This window comes from Salinicola sp., from assembly GCF_982684285.1.
On record NZ_CEXLVS010000006.1, the window covers coordinates 1 to 19,450 of the forward strand.

Annotated in this window: 21 protein-coding genes; 10 read left to right on the forward strand and 11 right to left on the reverse strand. The window is 66.1% G+C overall.

Annotated elements, in window-relative coordinates; translation table 11 throughout:
* The 4 genes from AC3AYF_RS01215 to AC3AYF_RS01230 all read left to right on the forward strand — a co-directional run.
* On the forward strand, positions 1-710 hold a 710-nt coding region (locus tag AC3AYF_RS01215), incomplete at its 5' end, for a proline racemase family protein (RefSeq protein WP_487779311.1).
* A gap of 67 nt (positions 711-777) precedes the next feature.
* The gene (locus AC3AYF_RS01220; RefSeq protein WP_295035743.1) at positions 778-1,725 is read left to right on the forward strand and encodes a dihydrodipicolinate synthase family protein; all 948 of its coding nucleotides are present in this window, start codon (positions 778-780) and stop codon (positions 1,723-1,725) included.
* A gap of 164 nt (positions 1,726-1,889) precedes the next feature.
* Complete coding sequence (locus AC3AYF_RS01225; RefSeq protein ID WP_295035745.1) at positions 1,890-2,552, forward strand: GntR family transcriptional regulator; 663 nt, start codon at positions 1,890-1,892, stop codon at positions 2,550-2,552.
* Between the two features lie 53 nt (positions 2,553-2,605).
* Positions 2,606-3,898: an NAD(P)/FAD-dependent oxidoreductase gene (locus tag AC3AYF_RS01230; RefSeq protein WP_295035747.1), complete on the forward strand. Its 1,293-nt coding sequence runs from the start codon at positions 2,606-2,608 to the stop codon at positions 3,896-3,898.
* Here the strand turns inward: AC3AYF_RS01230 and AC3AYF_RS01235 are convergent.
* Positions 3,895-4,728, reverse strand: a complete 834-nt coding sequence (locus tag AC3AYF_RS01235) for a bifunctional allantoicase/(S)-ureidoglycine aminohydrolase (RefSeq protein ID WP_295035752.1) — start codon at positions 4,726-4,728, stop codon at positions 3,895-3,897. The genes AC3AYF_RS01230 and AC3AYF_RS01235 overlap by 4 nt on opposite strands.
* A gap of 225 nt (positions 4,729-4,953) precedes the next feature.
* On the opposite strand from AC3AYF_RS01235, the gene AC3AYF_RS01240 reads away from it, so the two are divergent.
* Positions 4,954-6,393, forward strand: a complete 1,440-nt coding sequence (locus tag AC3AYF_RS01240) for a YfcC family protein (RefSeq protein WP_295035755.1) — start codon at positions 4,954-4,956, stop codon at positions 6,391-6,393.
* A gap of 75 nt (positions 6,394-6,468) precedes the next feature.
* Here AC3AYF_RS01240 and AC3AYF_RS01245 read toward each other — a convergent pair whose 3' ends face one another.
* From AC3AYF_RS01245 to puuE, 6 genes are all read right to left on the reverse strand, one after another.
* The gene (locus AC3AYF_RS01245; protein WP_295035757.1) at positions 6,469-7,311 is read right to left on the reverse strand and encodes a MurR/RpiR family transcriptional regulator; all 843 of its coding nucleotides are present in this window, start codon (positions 7,309-7,311) and stop codon (positions 6,469-6,471) included.
* Positions 7,312-7,406: 95 nt separating this feature from the next.
* Complete coding sequence (locus tag AC3AYF_RS01250; RefSeq protein WP_295035759.1) at positions 7,407-8,135, reverse strand: amino acid ABC transporter ATP-binding protein; 729 nt, start codon at positions 8,133-8,135, stop codon at positions 7,407-7,409.
* Positions 8,116-8,772, reverse strand: coding sequence for an amino acid ABC transporter permease (locus tag AC3AYF_RS01255; RefSeq protein ID WP_295035761.1), 657 nt, complete (start codon positions 8,770-8,772; stop codon positions 8,116-8,118). The genes AC3AYF_RS01250 and AC3AYF_RS01255 overlap by 20 nt, the downstream gene beginning before the upstream one ends.
* Entirely contained in the window at positions 8,769-9,452 is a 684-nt protein-coding gene (locus AC3AYF_RS01260; RefSeq protein WP_295035763.1) for an amino acid ABC transporter permease, read from the reverse strand. The genes AC3AYF_RS01255 and AC3AYF_RS01260 overlap by 4 nt, the downstream gene beginning before the upstream one ends.
* A 14-nt stretch (positions 9,453-9,466) precedes the next feature.
* Complete coding sequence (locus tag AC3AYF_RS01265) at positions 9,467-10,282, reverse strand: transporter substrate-binding domain-containing protein (RefSeq protein WP_295035765.1); 816 nt, start codon at positions 10,280-10,282, stop codon at positions 9,467-9,469.
* A 301-nt stretch (positions 10,283-10,583) separates the two neighbouring features.
* Positions 10,584-11,507, reverse strand: coding sequence for an allantoinase PuuE (gene puuE, locus AC3AYF_RS01270; RefSeq protein WP_295035766.1), 924 nt, complete (start codon positions 11,505-11,507; stop codon positions 10,584-10,586).
* On the opposite strand from puuE, the gene AC3AYF_RS01275 reads away from it, so the two are divergent.
* Both AC3AYF_RS01275 and AC3AYF_RS01280 read left to right on the forward strand, forming a co-directional pair.
* Positions 11,506-11,724 carry a hypothetical protein gene (locus AC3AYF_RS01275; protein WP_295035768.1) on the forward strand — a complete coding sequence of 73 codons (219 nt, stop codon included), beginning with the start codon at positions 11,506-11,508 and terminating at the stop codon, positions 11,722-11,724. The two genes, puuE and AC3AYF_RS01275, sit on opposite strands and share 2 nt — an antisense overlap.
* Positions 11,682-12,413, forward strand: a complete 732-nt coding sequence (locus AC3AYF_RS01280; RefSeq protein WP_295035770.1) for an aspartate/glutamate racemase family protein — start codon at positions 11,682-11,684, stop codon at positions 12,411-12,413. The genes AC3AYF_RS01275 and AC3AYF_RS01280 overlap by 43 nt, the downstream gene beginning before the upstream one ends.
* A gap of 18 nt (positions 12,414-12,431) precedes the next feature.
* Here the strand turns inward: AC3AYF_RS01280 and AC3AYF_RS01285 are convergent, their stop codons facing one another.
* From AC3AYF_RS01285 to uraH, 3 genes are all read right to left on the reverse strand, one after another.
* Positions 12,432-13,172 (reverse strand): GntR family transcriptional regulator, encoded by a 741-nt coding sequence (locus AC3AYF_RS01285; RefSeq protein WP_295035775.1) that lies wholly within the window; start codon positions 13,170-13,172, stop codon positions 12,432-12,434.
* A 99-nt stretch (positions 13,173-13,271) separates the two neighbouring features.
* Positions 13,272-14,639 carry an 8-oxoguanine deaminase gene (locus AC3AYF_RS01290; protein WP_295035779.1) on the reverse strand — a complete coding sequence of 456 codons (1,368 nt, stop codon included), beginning with the start codon at positions 14,637-14,639 and terminating at the stop codon, positions 13,272-13,274.
* On the reverse strand, positions 14,639-15,025 hold the full coding sequence (gene uraH, locus AC3AYF_RS01295; RefSeq protein ID WP_295035781.1) for a hydroxyisourate hydrolase: 387 nt from the start codon (positions 15,023-15,025) through the stop codon (positions 14,639-14,641). Before uraH ends, AC3AYF_RS01290 begins: the two co-directional genes overlap by 1 nt.
* A 108-nt stretch (positions 15,026-15,133) precedes the next feature.
* Here uraH and uraD point away from each other — a divergent pair, with 108 nt between their 5' ends.
* Positions 15,134-15,673, forward strand: a complete 540-nt coding sequence (gene uraD / locus AC3AYF_RS01300) for a 2-oxo-4-hydroxy-4-carboxy-5-ureidoimidazoline decarboxylase (protein WP_295035783.1) — start codon at positions 15,134-15,136, stop codon at positions 15,671-15,673.
* A 70-nt stretch (positions 15,674-15,743) separates the two neighbouring features.
* Positions 15,744-16,673 (forward strand): IclR family transcriptional regulator, encoded by a 930-nt coding sequence (locus tag AC3AYF_RS01305; protein WP_295035785.1) that lies wholly within the window; start codon positions 15,744-15,746, stop codon positions 16,671-16,673.
* Between the two features lie 201 nt (positions 16,674-16,874).
* Here AC3AYF_RS01305 and AC3AYF_RS01310 read toward each other — a convergent pair whose 3' ends face one another.
* Entirely contained in the window at positions 16,875-17,729 is an 855-nt protein-coding gene (locus tag AC3AYF_RS01310) for an SDR family oxidoreductase (protein WP_487779312.1), read from the reverse strand.
* Positions 17,730-17,896: 167 nt separating this feature from the next.
* On the opposite strand from AC3AYF_RS01310, the gene AC3AYF_RS01315 reads away from it, so the two are divergent.
* On the forward strand, positions 17,897-19,069 hold the full coding sequence (locus AC3AYF_RS01315; protein WP_295035825.1) for an aspartate carbamoyltransferase: 1,173 nt from the start codon (positions 17,897-17,899) through the stop codon (positions 19,067-19,069).
* Positions 19,070-19,450 lie beyond the last annotated feature (381 nt).

Here is a 19,450-nt window from a genome sequence, read left to right on the forward strand (position 1 = left end):
ACCTGGGCATGTGCGGCCACGGCACGATCGGTCTGATGGCATCGCTGCATCATCTCGGAATGATCGCGCCCGGCGAACACAAGATCGACACCACCGTCGGTCCGGTCAGCGCCACGCTGCACCAGGACGGCGCGGTGACGGTGCGCAACGTGCCCGCCTACCGCTATCGCCAGCGCGTGCCGGTGGAGGTGCCCGGCTATGGCGTGGTGCATGGCGATATCGCCTGGGGCGGCAACTGGTTCTTCCTGGTCGGCGAGCATGACCAGACGGTGACCCTGGCCAACGAGGCAGCGCTGACGGCCTTTACCTGGGCGATCCGCCAGGCGCTGGACGCGCAGTCCATCACCGGCGAGAACGGCGGCCACATCGATCATATCGAGCTGTTCGCCGCCGACGACACCGGGACCGGCAAACCGGCCGACAGCCGCAACTTCGTGCTCTGTCCCGGCAAGGCCTACGACCGCTCGCCCTGCGGCACCGGCACCAGCGCCAAGCTGGCCTGCCTCGCCGCCGATGGCAAGCTGGCACCCGGCGAGACCTGGGTCCAGGCCAGCATTACCGGTAGCCGCTTCGAGGGGCGCTATGCATGGGAAGACGAGGCGCAAAGGCTTGTGCGTCCTTTCATCACCGGCAGCGCCTACATGACCGCCGACGCCACGCTGCTGATCGACGAAAACGACCCGTTTGCCTGGGGCATCACCGCGTCGTAGCCGTTCCCGAAAAGCCATTCCTGAAAAGCCATTCACGACAGATATTCACGGATTCCAGAGGACAACCATGAACGACTCCATCTTCACCGGCTGCATCCCCGCTCTGATGACCCCCTGCACCGCCGACCGCACGCCGGATTACGACGCGCTGGTCGCCAAGGGGCGCGAACTGGTCGATCTCGGCATGCGCGCGGTGGTCTACTGCGGCTCGATGGGCGACTGGCCCTTGCTCAGCGAAGCCGAACGCCAGGAGGGCGTGGCGAGACTGGTCGCCGCCGGCGTACCCGTCATCGTCGGCACCGGCGCGGTCAACTCGAAGGAGGCGGTCTCCCACGCCGCCCATGCAGCCAAGGTCGGCGCCCAGGGGCTGATGGTGATCCCCCGCGTGCTCTCCCGCGGTACCGCCCCCGCGGCCCAGAAGGCGCACTTCTCGGCGATCCTGCAAGCCGCACCCGAGCTGCCGGCGGTGATCTACAACAGCCCCTATTACGGCTTCGCCACCCGCGCGGACCTGTTCTTCGAGCTGCGTCGCGAACATCCCAACCTGATCGGGTTCAAGGAGTTCGGCGGTGCAGACGACCTGCGCTACGCGGCCGAGCACATCACCTCCCAGGATGACGAGGTCAGCCTGATGGTGGGTGTCGATACCCAGGTGTTCCACGGTTTCGTCAACTGCAACGCCACCGGCGCCATTACCGGGGTCGGCAACGCGCTGCCGAAAGAGGTGCTGCAGCTGGTCGCGCTGAGCCAGAAAGCCGCCAAGGGCGATCCCCAAGCCCGGCGCCTGGCCCAGGAGCTAGAGTCCGCACTGGCGGTGCTCTCCTCCTTCGACGAAGGCGTGGATCTGGTGCTCTATTACAAGCAACTGATGGTGCTCAACGGCGACAGCGCCTACGAACTGCACTTCAACGCGAGCGATGCCCTGAGCGAGGCGCAGCGCCGCTACGTCGCAACCCAGTACGCGCTGTTTCGCGAATGGTACGCGCAGTGGTCGACGCAGCTCGAGGTAGCGTGAGCCCGCCTTGCCACGACGGTCTCTTTACACCGGTCTTGCCGCCACACCGATCTTGCCACACCGATCTTGCAACGCTGATCTCGAACAGAGCACGGGCCTGAAAAGTCGGCGGGAGCCATATGGATTGCATACAATATCCAGATTCTGCGAAACGATGAGACTTCATGGCGACTTTCAAGACCCGAGCGCAGTACGTGGCGGACGAGCTGCGCGAACGCATTCTCGGCGGCGAGTTCAAGGGCGGCTCCCAGCTACGCCAGGATGCGCTGGCCAGGGACTACGACGTCAGCCGCATCCCCGTTCGGGAGGCGCTGCTGACCCTGGAGTCCGAGGGGCTGGTGGAGTTTCACGCCCATCGCGGCGCCTTCACCACCGAACTCTCGGTGGCGGCGATTCGCGAACTGTTCGATCTGCGCGTGCTGCTCGAGACCTACGTGCTGCGCTACGCGATCCCGAACCTGACGACGGCGGATCTCGATCACGCCGGCAGTGTCCTGCGCCAGTACGACGCCGCGCTCGACTCCGGCAGCCAGATCGACAACTGGAGCGACTACAACTTCGCGTTTCACCACGCGCTCTACGCGCCTTCCGGGCTGCCCGAGACGCTGGCGATGATCGGCCAGTTGAACACCAAGTCCGGGCGCTATATCCGCATGCAGCTGGTCTATACCCGCGAGATCGAGAAGGCGGAACTCGAACACCGCGAGCTGCTGGAACTGGCGCGCAACGGCAAGGTGGAAGACGCCTGCCGGCTGCTGGAACGCCATATCAAGGATGCCGCCGAAGGCATCGCGGCGGTGCTGGAAAAGAATCTGCGCAGCGCCTGATGCGAGGCGCGTTCCCCACGCATTCACTTGCTCTTCTGGTCATGAGGTAGCGCATGTCGGACTCACCGCCTTCGGCTTCGCCCGATGCCGATATCATCGTCGTCGGCGCCGGCCTCGTCGGCGTGACCAGCGCCCTGGCCCTGGCGCGCCAGGGTCACCAGGTACTGGTACTCGACAAGCAGGAACCCGGCCGCGGCGCCTCCTACGGCAACGCGGGGCACATGGCCACGGAACAGGTCTTTCCGATCGCCGATGCCTCGATTCTGACGTCGCTGCCCGGCATGCTGATGGACCCGATGGGTCCGCTGCGACTGGACTGGAAATATCTGCCCCGGGCGCTGCCGTGGCTGGCCCGGCTGGTTCTGAACCTGCGCCCGACGCCTTTCCGCCAAAGCGTTGCCGGTATCCGCGCCCTCAACGAACGCGGCCTGGCGGCGTGGCAACGCCTGCTGGCATCGGTCGACGGCAGCCACCTGCTCAAGGCGGACGGCTCGCTGCTGGTCTACGAGAAGCCGGAGTCGCACGCCAGGCTGGAAGCGCTCGAGTCGCGCATGCGCGAACAGCAGGTGCCGGTCGAGCTTTGGGATAGGGAAGCGATTCAACGCGCGGCGCCACAGCTCTCGGACGCGCTGCTGGGCGGGCTGTTCTTTCCCGCCACGGGCCATGTGCTGGATCCGTGGCGAGTGGTCACGACGCTGGTGGAAGCCGCGCGGCGCCAGGGCGTCCGTTTCGAGCAGGAAACCGTGCAGTCGACTCGGTTGACCGCGAAAGGCGTCGCCGTGACGACCCATGCCGGCGAACGCGAGGCCGGCCAGGTGCTCATCGCCTGTGGCGCCCACTCGGCGGCTTTGACCGCCCAGCTCACCGGCAAGCGCGTACCGCTGGATACCGAGCGCGGCTACCACCTGATGCTGCCCCGCGAGCACGAGCGCCTGCCCTTCGCGGTCACCTCATTGGAGCGCCGCTTCATCATGACGCCGATGGAGATCGGGCTGAGACTGGCCGGCACCGTGGAGTTCGCGGGGCTGGAGGCACCGCCCAACATGGGCCGGGCGTGGCAGTTGCACCGCCTGAGCCGGGGCCTGTTCAAGACCGATCTCGACGCCGAAAACGCCACGCCGTGGATGGGCTTCCGCCCGTCGCTGCCGGACTCGCTGCCGATCATCGACCGTGTGTGCGACGGCCGCGTGCTACTGGCCTTCGGACATCACCATCTGGGCCTGACCCAGGCGGCGATCACCGCCGAGCTGATCGCCGATCTGGCGGGAACGACCGACGGCAACCCGTCGATCGAGCCACATGACCTGCCATCGCTGGAACCCTATCGGCTCGCCCGCTTCGGCTAACGCCCGGAGAGCGACAGCTTCATGTGCCGGTTGACGTCCTTGTAGAGCAGATAGCGGAACGGCGTCGAACCGGCGGCATAGCAGGACTGCGGGCAGAAGGCACGCAGCCACATGTAGTCGCCGGCCTCCACCTCTACCCAGTCCTGGTTGAGATGATAGACCGCACGGCCCTCGAGCACGTAGAGGCCGTGCTCCATCACGTGGGTCTCGTCGAACGGGATCACGCCGCCCGGCTGGAAGGTGACGATGGTCACGTGCATGTCGTGGCGCAGGTCTGCGGGATCGACGAAGCGCGTGGTCGCCCAGCGCCCGTCGGTATCCGGCATCGGCGTCGGCGCGATCGTCTGCTCGTTGGTCACGAACGCCGGCGGCGCCTCCAGTCCATCGACGAATTCGTACGCCTTGCGAATCCAGTGGAAGCGCACCGGCGCGTCGCTCGCGTTGCTCAGCTGCCAGTCGCAGCCCGGCGGCAGATAGGCGTAGCCGCCCGGCGCCATCGCGTGCGTCTCGCCCGCGATGGTCAGCACCATCTCCCCCTCGACCACGAACAGCACGCCTTCGGCGCCGGCATCCGGCTCCGGACGCTCACTGCCGCCACCGGGCGAGACTTCCATGATGTACTGCGAAAACGTCTCGGCGAAGCCGGAGAGCGGTCGCGACAGCACCCACAGCCGGGTCTTTTCCCAATGCGGCAGGAAACTGGTGACGATGTCGCTCATCACGCCCTTGGGAATCACCGCATAGGCCTCGGTGAAGACCGCCCGGCCATGAATCAGCTGACTCTGAGGCGGCAGACCGCCGTGGGGGGCGTAGTAGGAACGTTGCGGCATGAGTTCTCCTCGACTGATGGCGACCCGGTAAGCGCAGGGGCTCGGTAGCGGGACGAGACTTCCCCTGACCATCGAGTTTGTGAAACTATCGGACGGGCCCGACGAGCCCCGACGATCGGGCACGATAACAGCAATAAATCCGGGGGCGGCGCGCGACGCCGCTGGCACCCGCTCTCCCCGTCGGCACCGCCGACGCGGCCACACCAACGAGAAGACACAGAGCCCATGAGCCAATCACACTCCCGGCGATCCCCTCGCCCCGACAAGAAACGATCGTTTCATATACCCCATATATACGCCATTCTTTTCATCTTCATTGTTCTCGCCGCCGTGGCGACCTACCTGATTCCCGCCGGCGTCTACGAGCGCGTGCCGGGGCCCGCCGGGCGCACCACCATCGATCCCGCTTCGTTCCACTACGTGGCGGCCAACCCGACCGGGCTGACCGATTTTCTGCTCGCCATTCCCCAGGGCCTGATGAGCGCCGGCGAAGTGGTGTTCTTCACCCTGATCATCGGCGGCATGTTCGCGGTGCTGCGGCGTACCGGCATCATCGAACTGGGTGTGGATAACCTGACCCGCCACTTCGCCGGCCGCAGCCTGTGGGTCATTCCGGTGCTGATGACGCTGTTCGCCGTGATCGCCACGCTGATCGGCACCCAGGAGCTGTCGCTGGTCTACGTGCCGGTGATCCTGCCGCTGATGATCGCGCTGCGCTTCGACTCGGTAGTCGCCGCCGCGGTCGCACTGTGCGCCACCACCGCCGGCTTCACCGCCGGGGTGCTCAACCCGATCAACACCGGGCTCGGCCAGCAGCTCTCCAACCTGCCGCTCTACTCGGGCTTCGGCCTGCGCCTGATCGCGCTCGTCGCCATGCTCGCGGTGGCCATCGCGTTCGTGCTGCGCTACGCCCGCCGCGTGCGTGACGACGGCAGCGCCAGCCTGCTCGACGACGACGCCACCGAACGCGACAAGCGGCGCCACTACCAGCATGCGCTGGATGCCGACAAACCCGCCGCCACCGGTCGCCAGAAGGCCGCCACGCTGACCGCGCTCGCCTTCTTCGCCGCGCTGGTGTACGGCGTACTGGCGCAGGGCTGGTTCATGCTCGAGATGGCCGGCCTGTTCATCGTCATGGGCGTGGTCGTGGGCCTGGTCGCCGGCCTGAAGGTCGACACGATCTGCGAGGGCTTCAACGATGGCTTCCGCGACGTGATGGTCGGCGCCATGATCGCCGGTATCGCCCGCGCGGTGGCGGTGGTGCTGGAGGACGGTCAGGTCCTCGACACCATGGTCCACGGCCTGGGCGCAGCGGTCGGCGGCCTGCCGACGCTGTTCTCGGCCCTCGGCATGTACGTTGCACAGCTGGGCTTCAATTTCGTGGTGCCCTCCGGCAGCGGTCAGGCGCTGGTCACCATGCCGATCATGGCGCCGCTCTCGGACCTGCTCGGGGTGACCCGGCAGACCGCGGTACTCGCCTATCAACTGGGCGACGGCATCGGCAATATCCTCTACCCCACCTCCGGCTACTTCATGGCCACCCTGGCCCTGGCCGGCGTGCCGTGGCAGCGCTGGGTGCGCTTCTTCCTGCCGCTGTTCGGGGCCTGGGTCGCGATCGCCATGGCGCTGCTGCTGTTTGCCCAGGCCACCGGCTGGCAGGGCTGACACCGCTCGCGAGCCTCTCCCGAGTCGTCAGGCGATGACTCGGGAGCCAGGCGAGGCGCTTTTCCCAACCACCGTTCAGGGCGCCAGCTCTTCGAGCGATTCGTAGAGCGCGGTGACGTCGTCGATCCGTGCCCGCCCCGTCGCCAGCCGACGATGCAGCAGCGCATTGGCCAGCAGGCAGATCAGGCTCATCGGCGCGGCATAGCTATCGAAGGCCGAAACGCTATCCAGCGGGCACTCGAGTCGCCAGGCCACCCGGTCGTCGTAGCGTGACGCGGTGGCATCGCCGATCAGCAGGCAGCGCTGTCCGCGCGCCGCGAGCGTATCGACCAGCGCGTCGAACACCCGGGGCCGACGGCGGAAGCCGAACAGCACCACGACGGCGGCCGAATCGAGTTCCGCGATCTCTTCGGCCAGCGACTGGTTGGGCGCGGGCCACAGCGCCACCCCGGACCGGGCCTGCAGCAGCTGCTGACGGAAATGCAGTGCCAGTGGATAACTGTTGCGATAGCCCGCCACCGCCAGCCGCGGCGCCGCATCGAGCGCCGAGACCACGGCATCGAATCCCGTCGCCGACACTCTCTCCAGGCAGCGATGCAGGTTTTCCTGCTCTCGGGCCAGGTGCCGGGCAAAGCGCTCGGCTCCCTCGCCGAGGGCGTCGCTGGCCGCCGCCAGCGGCACACCGTAGTGGCGCAGCTCGCGGGCGTGGGCCTTGACCGCCTTGAAGTCGGCGTAGCCCAGTCGCCGGAACAGCCGTGTCACCGTGGCCTTGGAGACCCCGGAAAGGCGGGCCAGATCCGCCGCGCTGTAGACGGCGAGATCCTCGAAGTGGTCGAGTATGAAACTGGCGACGCGCCGCTCCTGCGGTGCCAATTCGTTGAAGCGTTGTTGTAGCTGGCGCCCGATATGGCCCTGCATGCATCCGTTCCCCATCTTGACTGAGGCCACTCTATCACCGATTCCGCCGCCGGCGCCGGGCATCGGCCGCTCACGCGAGTCCGACGCCCCTTCGCTCACACCACGGACGCAATGAACTGTTTCAGCTCCGGCGTCCTGGGCTGGGTGAACAGCGTCTGCGGGTCCCCCGACTCATGGATGCGGCCCTGATGCATGAAGACCACCCGGTGACTGACGTCGCGGGCGAATGTCATCTCGTGGGTGACCAGAATCAGCGTCATCCCCTCCCGGGCCAGATCCTCCAGCACGCGCAGCACCTCGCCGACCAGCTCGGGGTCGAGCGCCGAGGTCACCTCGTCGCACAGCAGCACCTTGGGATTCATCGCCAGCGCCCGGGCAATCGCCACGCGCTGCTGCTGACCGCCGGAGAGCTGGGCCGGATAGGCGTCGACCTTCTCGGACATCCCGACCTTGTCGAGCACCTGCTCGGCGATCCGGCGCGCTTCGGCCTTCGGAGTCTGCTTGACCACCACCGGCGCCAGCATCACGTTCTCGATCACCGTCTTGTGCGGGAACAGATTGAAGCTCTGGAACACCATGCCGACGTTCTGGCTCAGCTCGCCCGGCGACATCGCGCCGCCGTCGAGTCGCTGATCGGCCAGATGAATCGTGCCCCAGTCGTGACGCTCGAGCTGGTTGAGACAGCGCAAAAGCGTGCTCTTGCCCGAGCCGCTGCGGCCGATGATCGACACCACCTCGCCGGCCTCGATCTCCAGATCGATGCCCTTGAGCACCTCCAGCTCACCGAAGGATTTATGCAGGTCTTTAACGGATACCAGCGCCATAGAGCTTTTTCTCCAGGTGACGGGCGTAGCGCGACAGCGGATAGCAGAGGATGAAGTATCCGAGCGCCACCAGCGCGAAGATGGTGAAAGGGGCAAACGCCGCATTGTTGAGCATGGTGCCGGCCTTGGTCAGTTCGACGAAGCCGATCACCGAGGCCAGCGCGGTGCCCTTGATGACCTGGACCGAGAAACCCACGGTCGGCGGCACCGCCAGGCGCAGCGCCTGGGGCAGGATGACGTGGCGCATCGACTGCAGGTAGTTCAGCCCCAGTACGCGGGACGCCTGCCACTGGCCGCTGGGTACGGCTTCGACGCAGCCGCGCCAGATGTCGCAGAGGAAGGCGCTGGTGAACAGCGTCAGCGCCACGCTGGCCGCGGTCCAGGCGGAGACGTCGAAGCCCAGCACCGCGGCGCCGAAGTAGGCCAGGAACAGCTGCATCAGCAGCGGCGTGCCCTGGAACAGATCGACATAGAGCCGGATCAACCAGCGAATCGGCTTCAGCCCGCCCATCCGCAGCAGGGTCAGTACCAGCCCGACGATCGCGCCGCCGGCAAAGGCGATCAGCGACAGCACCACGGTCCAGCGCCCCGCCAGCAGCAGGTTGCGGACGATATCCCACAGCGTGAAATCGGTCATGCCGAACCTCCCTGGCGAAACGCGAACAGACGTCGCCCGACGAATTCGAACGCCAGCCGCAAACCCACCGCCAGCAGCAGATAGATCAGCGTCACCACCAGATAGACTTCGAAGCCGCGGAAGTTGCGGGACTGGATGAAGTTGGCGGCGTAGGTCAGATCGAACACCGAGATCTGGGACACCACCGCCGAGCCCAGCATCACGATGATGCACTGGCTGATCAGCGACGGATAAACGCGTGAAAAGGCCGGCACCAGCACCACGTGTCGAAAACTCTGCAGACGCGACAGCCCCAGCGCGCGGGCGGCTTCATGCTGGCCTGTCAGCGTCGAATCGATTCCGGCGCGCAGGATTTCGGCGGTATAGGTGCCGAGATTCAGAATCATCGCCAGCAGCGCGGCGACGGTCGCGCTGATCGGCACGCCCAGCGCCGGCAGACCGAAATAGAGAAAGAACAGCTGCACGATGAACGGCGTATTGCGCGTCACCTCGACATAGCCGCCCAGCAGGCGGCTGACGATGCGTCTGCTACCGGTCGGCGAACCATCTCGGGCATAGGCGACGAGGATCGCCAGCGTAATCCCGGCAGCGGTGGTGACGACGGTGAGCCATAGCGTCGTCACCAGACCTTCGAGGATCACGTCCGCGTACGGTAGCAGCGTGGAGAAATCCAGCGTCATGACCGGTTACCCGCTCAGGAGGAGAGGTCGTCGGGCAGCGCGGTGTGGAACCACTGCTGCGACATCGATTCCAGCGTGCCATCCTGCTTGGCCTGCTCGATCAGCGCATTGACGCGCGCCTTCAGTGCGCCGTTGTCCTGCGCCAGCCCGATGTAGCAGGGCGAGTTCTTGATCTGGAAGACCATGGTCGGCGCCCGCTCGGTATTGCGCTCGGCGATCTGCGCCGCGACCACGTTACCGGTGGCGATATAGGAGACCTGGCCGGAAAGAAACGCGGAGATCGTGGTGGCGTTGTCCTCGAAGCGCTGGATGGTGGTATCGCTCGGCGCCAGATCGGAAAGCTCCATGTCCTCGACCGAACCACGGGTCACACCGATGGTCTTGCCGGAGAGACCCGAGGCATCGTCGATCGCATCCGCTTCCGGCGTACCGAACACGCCGAGGAAGAACGGCGCGTAGGCGTCGGTGAAGTCGATCACCGCGGCACGCTCGGGATTCTTGCCCAGGCTCGAGATCACCAGATCGACCTTGTCGGTCTGCAGGAACGGGATGCGATTGGCGCTGGTGACGGTCACCAGCTTCAGGTCGACATTCATCTGGTCGGCCAGATACCGTGCCATGTCGATGTCGTAGCCCTGCGGTTGCAGGTCGGTACCCACCGAGCCGAACGGCGGGAAGTCCTGCGGGACCGCGACACGCAGCGTGCCGCGCTGTTCGATGGTTTCCAGGTCGCTGGCCTGTGCCGACACGGCGGCAAGGCCGGCGGCGACGGTGCAGCAGAGTGCCAGCACGAGCTGGCGCGAGAATCGATTCTTGGCGAAAGCGAACATGCCATACCTCCCGAGGAGTGCTTGTACGTTGTTATGGCGGCAGAGAAACGCTTGACGACTTCTCTTCCAGGTGAGAAACGTTTGTTTCACACCACGACGTAGCAAACCTGGCGCCAGATCATATGTCAGCGCCGCCGTTTCAGGGAGTTAGCCAACGCTCGAAGCCCAGGTTCATCGTCTCGACGCCCCGGGCTGAGGGAAGGATGATCGAACCGGAGGCACGAAACCGCTCGCTCGCACCATGAAGGAGCGCGATTGGCGCCGGGTCGATTCTGGATTCGAGCGCGAAGCGATCGGTCCGCTACGAGGCCGGATGCACCGCCGCCCAGTGGCGGGCGATATCCACACGTCGGGTTATCCACACCCGGTCGTGGGCCTCGAGATGATCGAGGAAGCGTTGCAGCGCGCGGAAGCGGCCGGGGCGACCGACCAGGCGGCAGTGCAGGCCGATCGACAGCATCTTGGGCGTCTCCGCGCCCTCCGCGTAGAGCACGTCGAACGCATCGCGCAGATACTGGAAGAACGGCTCGCCATGATCGAAGCCGGTCGGCGAGGCGAAGCGCATGTCGTTGGTATCCAGCGTGTAGGGCACGACAAGATGCTGATGCGTCTGGCCCTGACTGTCCTCGGCCGGCATCCAGAACGGCAGGTCGTCGCCGTAGTAGTCGCTGTCGTAGAGAAAGCCGCCCCGGTCGAGCAGCAGACGCCGGGTGTTGGGGCTGTCGCGGCCGGTGTACCAGCCCAGCGGCAGCTCACCAAAGAGCGACTGGAAGATGGCCAGCGCGCGCTCGAGATGGTCGCGCTCGACCGCTTCCGGCACGTTCTGGTAGTGAATCCAGCGGTAGCCGTGACCGGCGATCTCGTGGCCCAGCGCCTTGAACGCCTGGGCCACCTCGGGGTTGCGCTCCAGCGCCATGGCCACGCCGAACACCGTCAGCGGCAGGCCGCGGCGTTCGAACTCCCGCAGCACCCGCCACACGCCGGCCCGGGAGCCGTACTCGTAGATCGACTCCATGCTCAGATGGCGCGCTGGATACGCCTCCGCCCCGGCGATCTCGGAAAGGAACTGTTCGGAATGGCTATCGCCGTGAAGGACGCTGTTCTCGCCGCCCTCCTCGTAGTTGAGCACGAACTGCACCGCCACGCGGGCCCGGCCCGGCCAGTCGGCCTGGGGCGGGCTGCGGCCGTAGCCGATCAGGTCGCGAGGATAGTCGGGAGAGATCATGCGCGGTGCCCTTTTTGTCGAGATGGCGGTCGTCGGAATGGTCTTCATCGAATCCGTCGCTGCCAACGCCAACGGCATCGATACCGACGTCATCGATATTGTATTCAAACTCGGTTATTTTTGTGGACAAAATAACCGTATCGCGATTCGTCCGAGTCGCCAAGGTGCCATGCCATGCAGATCCACGTCATCAACCCCAATACGACCGCCAGCATGACCGACAAGATCGGTGCCTGCGCCAACCGCGTGGCGGCGGAGCACACGCAGATCCACGTCAGTCAGCCGGACAGCGGGCCGGTATCGATCGAGAGCCACTTCGACGAGGCGGTCAGCGCCGTCGGCGTGCTGGAGGAGATTCGGCGCGGCGAAGCGCTGGGCATGGACGCCTACGTCATCGCCTGCTTCGGCGATCCGGGGCTGCTGGCGGCGCGGGAGCTGACCCGCGCACCGGTCATCGGCATCGCCGAGGCGGGCTTCCACCTGGCCGCGCTGATCAGCACCCGCTTCTCGGTGGTGACCACGCTGGCCCGCACCGCGATCATCGCCGAGCATCTGCTCGACCAGTATGGATTCCGCCACAACTGCCGGCGCGTCCGTGCCACCGACCTGCCGGTGCTGGAGCTGGAGAACCCGGCGGGCAACGCCTACCAGGCGCTGCTGGAAGAGTGCCAGCGAGCCAGGGACGAGGATGGCATCGGCGCCATCGTGCTCGGCTGCGGCGGCATGGCGGACCTCACCGAGCGCCTCGCCCATGACCTGCAGATGCCGGTGGTCGAAGGCGTCAGCGCCGCGGTGAAACTGGCGGAGTCGCTGGTCTCGCTGGGCCTGGGCACCAGCAAGCACGGCGACCTGGCCTTTCCGCGGCCCAAGCCGTTCAGCGGGCGCTTCGCCGACTGGGGCGTGTAGTCGAATCCGCTCGGAGCATCAGCCAAAGATCTGCCGCAGATCCGGCGCTTCATCGGTGCTTTCCTCGATCGACAGCGACGCCTCGATCGCCTTCAAGTGGCGCTGCATGAAGGCAACCGCGCGCTCCTCCCTGCCGTCTTCCAGCAGCGTCACCAGCTCGTCGTGGTCGTGGGATTCGCAGCCCAGATGCCCGGAGGCGCCGTAGACGGCGAGGATCAGCGACGAGCGCGAGCAGAGCCGTTCGACGAATTCCGCCAGCGGCGTATTGCCGGAGAGCTCGGCCAGGCGCTGGTGGAACTGGGCGGAGAGCTGGATCGCCCGACTCTGCTCGCCGGCGCGCAGGGCCTGGCGCTCGCTCGTCGCCAGCTCGCGCAGGACCCTGGCATCCGCCGGTTTCAGCCGCCGCGCGACCCACGGCATCAACTGGCACTCGACCAGTTGGCGCGCGGCAAAGACATCCCGCGCTTCCTCGATGGTCGGCCGGCTGACGCTGGCGCCACGCCGTGGAGTCAGCGTGACCAGGTATTCGAGCGCCAGGCGCTGCAGAATCTTGCGGATGCCGGTACGGCTGACGCCGAACACCTCCGCCAGCGCATCCTCGCGCAGCCGTGCCCCCGGCTTGAGCCGGTGCTCGACGATCGCCTCGCGAATCTGCTGATAGATCGTTGCATGGCGCTCGGCGCCATCCCCCGCCTTGCCCGCCCCGCGGTTGCGTTTCGCCTCGGCAGACCCGCTCGCTGCGTTCGCGCTTTTTGCCATTGTCGTTCGCCCCACCCAGCGCCGGTCGCATCGATGATCCACTCCGTCGTCGATTGTATACGGCCCGCCGTCAGATGACAGCCGCCCGGGCGCAGGTGCTCAGGCCGCGACCAGCCGTCTGGCGCTGGCGTTGTGCCTCGTCACCATGGCATCGAGATCTTGGCCCAGCAGCTGGCCGCTTTCGACACGGCGTACACCGTTGACGATCGACAACTCGACCTGGGGCGGCTGGCAGAACACCAGCGATGCCAGCGGGTCGTGCAGCGCGCCACCGGCCAGGGCCAGCGAGTCCAGCCGGAAGCCGATGATATCGGCGGCCTTGCCCACCGCGAGCTGGCCGATATCGTCCCGGCCCAGCACCGCAGCGCCGCCACGGGTGGCGAACCACAGCATCCGGCGCGCGGTGAATTCGCCCATGTCGCCCTGGAGCCGGCCCAGCAGCATCGCCTGGCGCGCCTCCGCCAGCAGGTGCGAGCCGTCGTTGGAGGCGCTGCCATCGACGCCGAGGCCGACTCGCATGCCGGCCCGGTGCATCGCCATCACCGGCGCGATGCCGGAACCGAGACGCATGTTGGAGCTGGGACAGTGCGACGCGCCGCAGCAGTGGCCGCCGAGGCGCGCGATCTCGTCGGCATGCGGGTGCACCATGTGGGCGAACCAGACATCGCTGCCGACCCAGCCGACCTGCTCGGCGTACTCCACCGGCGTGCAGCCGAAGCGCTCGCGACAGTAGGCTTCCTCGTCGCGGGTTTCGGCCAGGTGGGTATGCAGATGCACCCCGTAGTGACGGGCCAGCTCGGCGCTTGCGACCATCAATTCGCGGGAAACCGAGAACGGCGAGCAGGGCGCCACCACGATACGGGTCATCGCCCGCTCGGCGGCGTCGTGATAGCGCTCGATGGCGCGCTGGGTATCGTCGAGGATTGCCTGTTCGGTTTCGACCACGCTGTCCGGCGGCAGCCCACCCTGGGACTCGCCCACCGACATCGAGCCCCGCGAGGCATGGAAGCGCAGGCCGAGCTCGGAGACCGCCGCGATCTGGTCGTCGATACGTGCGCCGTTGGGCCACAGGTAGGTGTGATCCGCCGCCGTGGTGCAGCCAGAGAGCAGCAGCTCCGCCGCAGCGATCTGGCTGCTGGCGTGGAGCGATTCCGGGTCGAGTCGCGCCCAGATCGGATAGTGGGTCACCAGCCAGTCGAACAGCTCGGCGTTCTGCCCCGCCGGCAGGTTGCGCGTCAGGGTCTGGTAGAAGTGATGGTGCGTGTTGACCAGCCCCGGCAGCAGCACCTGGCCGCTGGCATCGATGACCCTGTCGGCCGGCGCCTCGAGCTCGGCCGCGACCTCCTGCGCCGAGCCGATGGCGACGATGCGGTCGTCGCTGACGAGAATGCTGGCATCGCGCAGCTCGCGGGCGGCGTCGTCGAAGGTCGCCACCAGTTCGGCATTGCGGATCAGGGTCGTGGTCATCAGCTACCCCGGTACGTCGAATAGCTGTAAGGGGAAAGAAGCAGGGGAACGTGATAGTGCTCGCACGGCGCGTCGACGGTGAACTGCAGCGGAATGCGGTCGAGGAAGTGCCCCTTCGATGCCTCGCCCGCCCGTAAGCCGGATGTGAGGCCGGCCCGTAAATAGTCGCCGGCATGGAACAACAACTCGTAGACGCCGGCGGTAAAGTCGTCGCCCTCGAGCAGCGGTGCATCGCAGCGTCCGTCGGCATTGGTCTTCACATCGGCCAGGCGCAGGCGAGTACCGCCCTCCAGCCGATAGAGTTCGATGCGCAGGTCGCCGGCAGGGCGACCGCGCGCCGTGTCCAGCACGTGGGTGGTCAGGTAGCCTTTGGCTGTATCGCTCATGGTGGCCTCGGTCGGATGCGGGATCGCCCGAAATCGGTGGATTGCCGGGCGTACGAAGCGTTAGCCTCATTCAAGTTGGTTTGTATACAAAGGTCAATCGGAGGCCTCATGACAACGGTACTTCTCACGCCCAGGCCCAGCCAACTGGCGCGCGACGCATTCATCGATCGCTATGGCGATATCTACGAGCACTCGCCATGGATCGCGGCGCAGGCCTGGGAGCAGGGTCTCGACGCAGCGCAGGACACGCCCGCCGGACTGGCCGAACGGCTGCGTGAGCAGGTCGACGCGGCCTCGGCCGAGGCCCAGCTGGCGCTGATCCGGGCCCATCCCGACCTGGCCGGCAAGGCAGCGATCGGCGGCGAGCTGACCGACGACTCCCGCTCGGAACAGGCCGGCGCCGGACTGGACCAGTGCACCCCGGAGGAGTTCGCGCGTTTCGAGCGGCTCAACCAGGCCTATCGCGATCGGTTCGACTTCCCGTTCGTCATCGCCGTGCGCGGGCTCGACCGCCACGCGATTCTGGCAGCTTTCGAGACTCGCCTGGGCCATACCCGGGAACAGGAGCGCCGTACCGCCATCGAACAGATCCACCGGATTGCGCGACTGCGGCTGGAACAGCGCGCGACCGAAAGTCGTAGCCGATAGCGCGCAGACACCACGGGATCGAGCGGTTATCCTGAGCGCCTGATATGGGCGGACACGAGAGTGGCGACGGGTGACGGACGAAGAGCGGCATCGGGCGACTGAACAGCAGCGGCATCGGGCGACTGAACAGCAGCGGCAGCGGGCGACCGAACAGCAGCACAATCGGGCAGCGGAATCCAAACGCAGAGCCGTCGGCCGGCCCGCGGGCGGCGCCAAGAGCAGCGGCGGGCACAGTCAGTCGCTGGTGCGGGGCCTGAACATCCTCGAGATGCTGGCGGCGACTCCGGACGGGCTGGCCCTGTCCGACGTCGCCGAGGACGTCGGCCTGGCCCCCTCGACCACCCACCGCCTGCTGCAGGCCCTGTTCCAGCAGGGCTTCATCACCCAGGACGTCGAGAGCGGACTGTGGAAGATCGACGTCAAGACCTTCCGCATCGGCAACAGTTTTCTCGAAGCGAGGGATTTCGTCGCCACCGCGCGCCCCTTCCTGCGTCGGCTCACCGCCACCAGTGGCGAAACCGCCAATCTCGGCATCCGCGACGACGGCATGGTGGTCTACCTGGCCCAGAGCGAATCGAAGCAGATGATGCGCATGATCACCCGGCTCGGCTCGCGGGCGCCGCTGCACGCTTCCGGTGTCGGCAAGGCGCTGCTGGCGTGGATGCCGCCCCAGGAGTTCGAGCAGATCGTCGCCGGCCGCGTGCTGGAGGGCGAAACGCCCAATACGCTGACCGACGTCGATACGCTACGCGACCAGCTGGTCGAGATCCGCCGACAGGGCTACGCCGTCGATCGCGAAGAACATGCCATCGGCCTCAACTGCGTCGCGGCCACCCTGCATGACGAGAGCGGCCTGCCGCTGGCGGCGATATCGGTCTCCGGCCCGGTGGCCCGGATCGACGATTCCCGCCTGCCCGAACTCGCCGCCCTGGTCGCGGAGACCGCCCGCGAGATCACCGCCAAGATCGGCGGCAAGACCCCCACCGAACCGCCAGCGTAGGCGTTGGGCCCGAAACGCCCCCAGCGCAGGCATGTTTCGTTTGGAAACGCTGAATAAATTGTCGAGCAGGATGAAGCGCAAGGCGCACGGAGCGCAGCAACCGGAGCATATTGGGGTATAGGTGAGGATTCGACCGGGCTGGCGCTCCAGCACCGCGCAACGATGCCGATTCGCCTGCGCAGACATTTATGCAGTGTTTCCTCAGGTATTCAGGATCACCCCGCCATTCAGATGGATAGTCTGTCCGGTCATGTAGGAAGACTCCTTGCTGGCCAGATAGACGTAGGCCGGCCCCATCTCGCTGGGCTGCCCGGCACGCTTCATCGGCACCTGCCCACCGAAGCCCTCGACCTTGTCGTCGTCGAAGCTGGCCGGAATCAGCGGCGTCCACACCGGCCCCGGCGCCACCGCGTTGACGCGGATTTGGCGATCCACCAACGATTGCGCCAGCGAACGCACGAAACCCTGGATCGCGCCCTTGGTCGCTGAGTAATCGATCAGGGTGTCGTTGCCCTTGAAGGCGTTGACGGACGACGTGGCAATGATGGTATCGCCGGCGCTCAGATGCGGCACCGCCTCGCGCACCAGGTAGAAGTGGCTGAAGATATTGGTGGCGAAGGTGCGCTGCAGCTGCTCGTCGGTGATCTCGGTCACGTCGTCCCAGTCGTGCTGCTCGGCGGCATTGTTGACCAGGATATTGAGGCCGCCCAGCTCCCGCCGCGTGCGCTCGACCACGTCGCGACAGAATGCGGAGTCGGCGACGTCGCCCTTGAGCAACAGGCAGCGCCGGCCCTCGGCTTCGATCAGCGCCTGGGTGTCTTCGGCGTCGCGATCCTCGTCGAGGTAGACCACGGCGCAATCGGCGCCCTCGCGGGCGTAGTGGACGGCGACGGCGCGACCGATGCCGCTGTCACCGCCGGTGATGAGCGCCACCTTGCCCTCGAGCTTGTCGGTACCGCGATAGTCGTCGCGAATGAACTCCGGCTCGGGGCGCATGTCGTGCTCGTCACCCGGCTGATGGGTCTGATGCTGTGGTGGAAAATGCGATTCTGACATTCCGGCTCCCTCCTGAACGAATCGAATGAATCTGTCCGGCCGTCGCGGCATCCTCCCATGAATCACCGCGACGCCTCCCCAGCATAGAGAGCCTGGCGGGATTCTTCCAAACCTCGGTATCAATCATTAACTCAGGTTAAAAACGGCTCCCGCCGCCATCGCCACCCATCCGCCTTGTCGCCCCTTGCGGCGGACCCGCGGCATCGCGCCTTTCCGGGCGTGAAGCGAGCCGCCAGCGGCGCTACACTATCGCCGCCGCATGCGCTGTCACACTTGCCCGCCAAAGAGGTTTCCCGATGCCTTCGCACCTGCTCTCCGTCGATTCGCTCTCCCGCGATGCCGTCGACCACCTGATCCGCATCGCCGAGTGCATGGAGCCGATCGCCCAGCGCCGCAAGGTGACCCGCGTGCTCGAAGGTGCGGTGCTCGGCAACCTGTTCTTCGAGGCCAGCACCCGAACCCGGATCAGCTTCAACGCCGCCTTCTGCCGCCTCGGCGGCAGTGTCTGCGACACCACCGGCTTCACCTTCTCGTCGATGGCGAAGGGCGAATCGCTCTACGACACCAGCCGGGTGATGGGCGGCTACGTCGACGCCATCGTCATGCGCCACCCGGAGCAGGGCTCGGTGGCGGAGTTCGCCGAGGCGACCCAGGTGCCGGTGATCAACGGCGGAGACGGCCCCGGCGAGCACCCGAGCCAGGCGCTGCTGGACGTCTACACCATCACCAAGGAGTTCGCGCGACTGAGCAAGCCGTTGGCGGGCGCGCATCTTCTGCTGACCGGGGATCTCAAGTACGGCCGCACGGTGCACTCGCTGATCAAGCTGCTGTCGCTCTACGATCCGCTGCGCATTACCCTGGTGTCGCCGCCGGGGCTGGAGATGCCCCAGCATCTGGTCGATCTGGTGGCCTCTCGCGGCCACCGCATCGAGACACGGCCCAACCTGGCCGAGTCGTTCAACGACGTCGACGTGATCTACGCCACCCGCATCCAGCGCGAGCGCTTCACCGCGGAGATGTCGGAGAGCTTCGCCGAGCTGACCTCGGATTTCGTCGTCGATCGCGGCTTCCTCGACCGCTGCTGCTCGCCGACCACCCTTGTCATGCATCCGCTGCCCCGGGACAGCCGCCCCGGCGCCAACGACCTCAGCACCGACCTCAACGGCGACCCGCGCCTGGCGATCTTCCGCCAGACCGACAACGGCATTCCGATGCGCATGGCGATCTTTGCCCACCTGTTGCAGGTGGAGGATCAGGTAGAGAAGGATCTGCGCGACGTGGGCTGGTTCGTGCCGAACACCTACGGCATCGGCGAGGAGAGTCTGAAAGCGGGCTCTTGAATCATCATCAACCTCCCGGAACTCGATCATCCATCGGTTTGACGGCGTTGCGACACGATCTCGCTCCTGCCGATCACGCCACGGCAGCCGATGCCCTTCGTCGGCTGCCTGACCCAAGGCCAGCTGTCGATTATTCCACTACTCCACTGATATTTTTTGACTCCCCCCTCGCTGTCGGAGAGGATCGGCCGGCTCCAATGTCAGTTGCAAGATCGTGAAAAAATGGGCATTAAAAGGCGAAAAACCGTGTTTCAACCTTGTTTCCGGGCGTAATGGAGCCCAGCAAGAGGAGGCTGCGCGTCCTGCCGAGACCCGTGTCTTCCGGCCAAGAATAGTGTTATTAAATAGTTGACATCCACCACGGAACTGGTGACACACTGA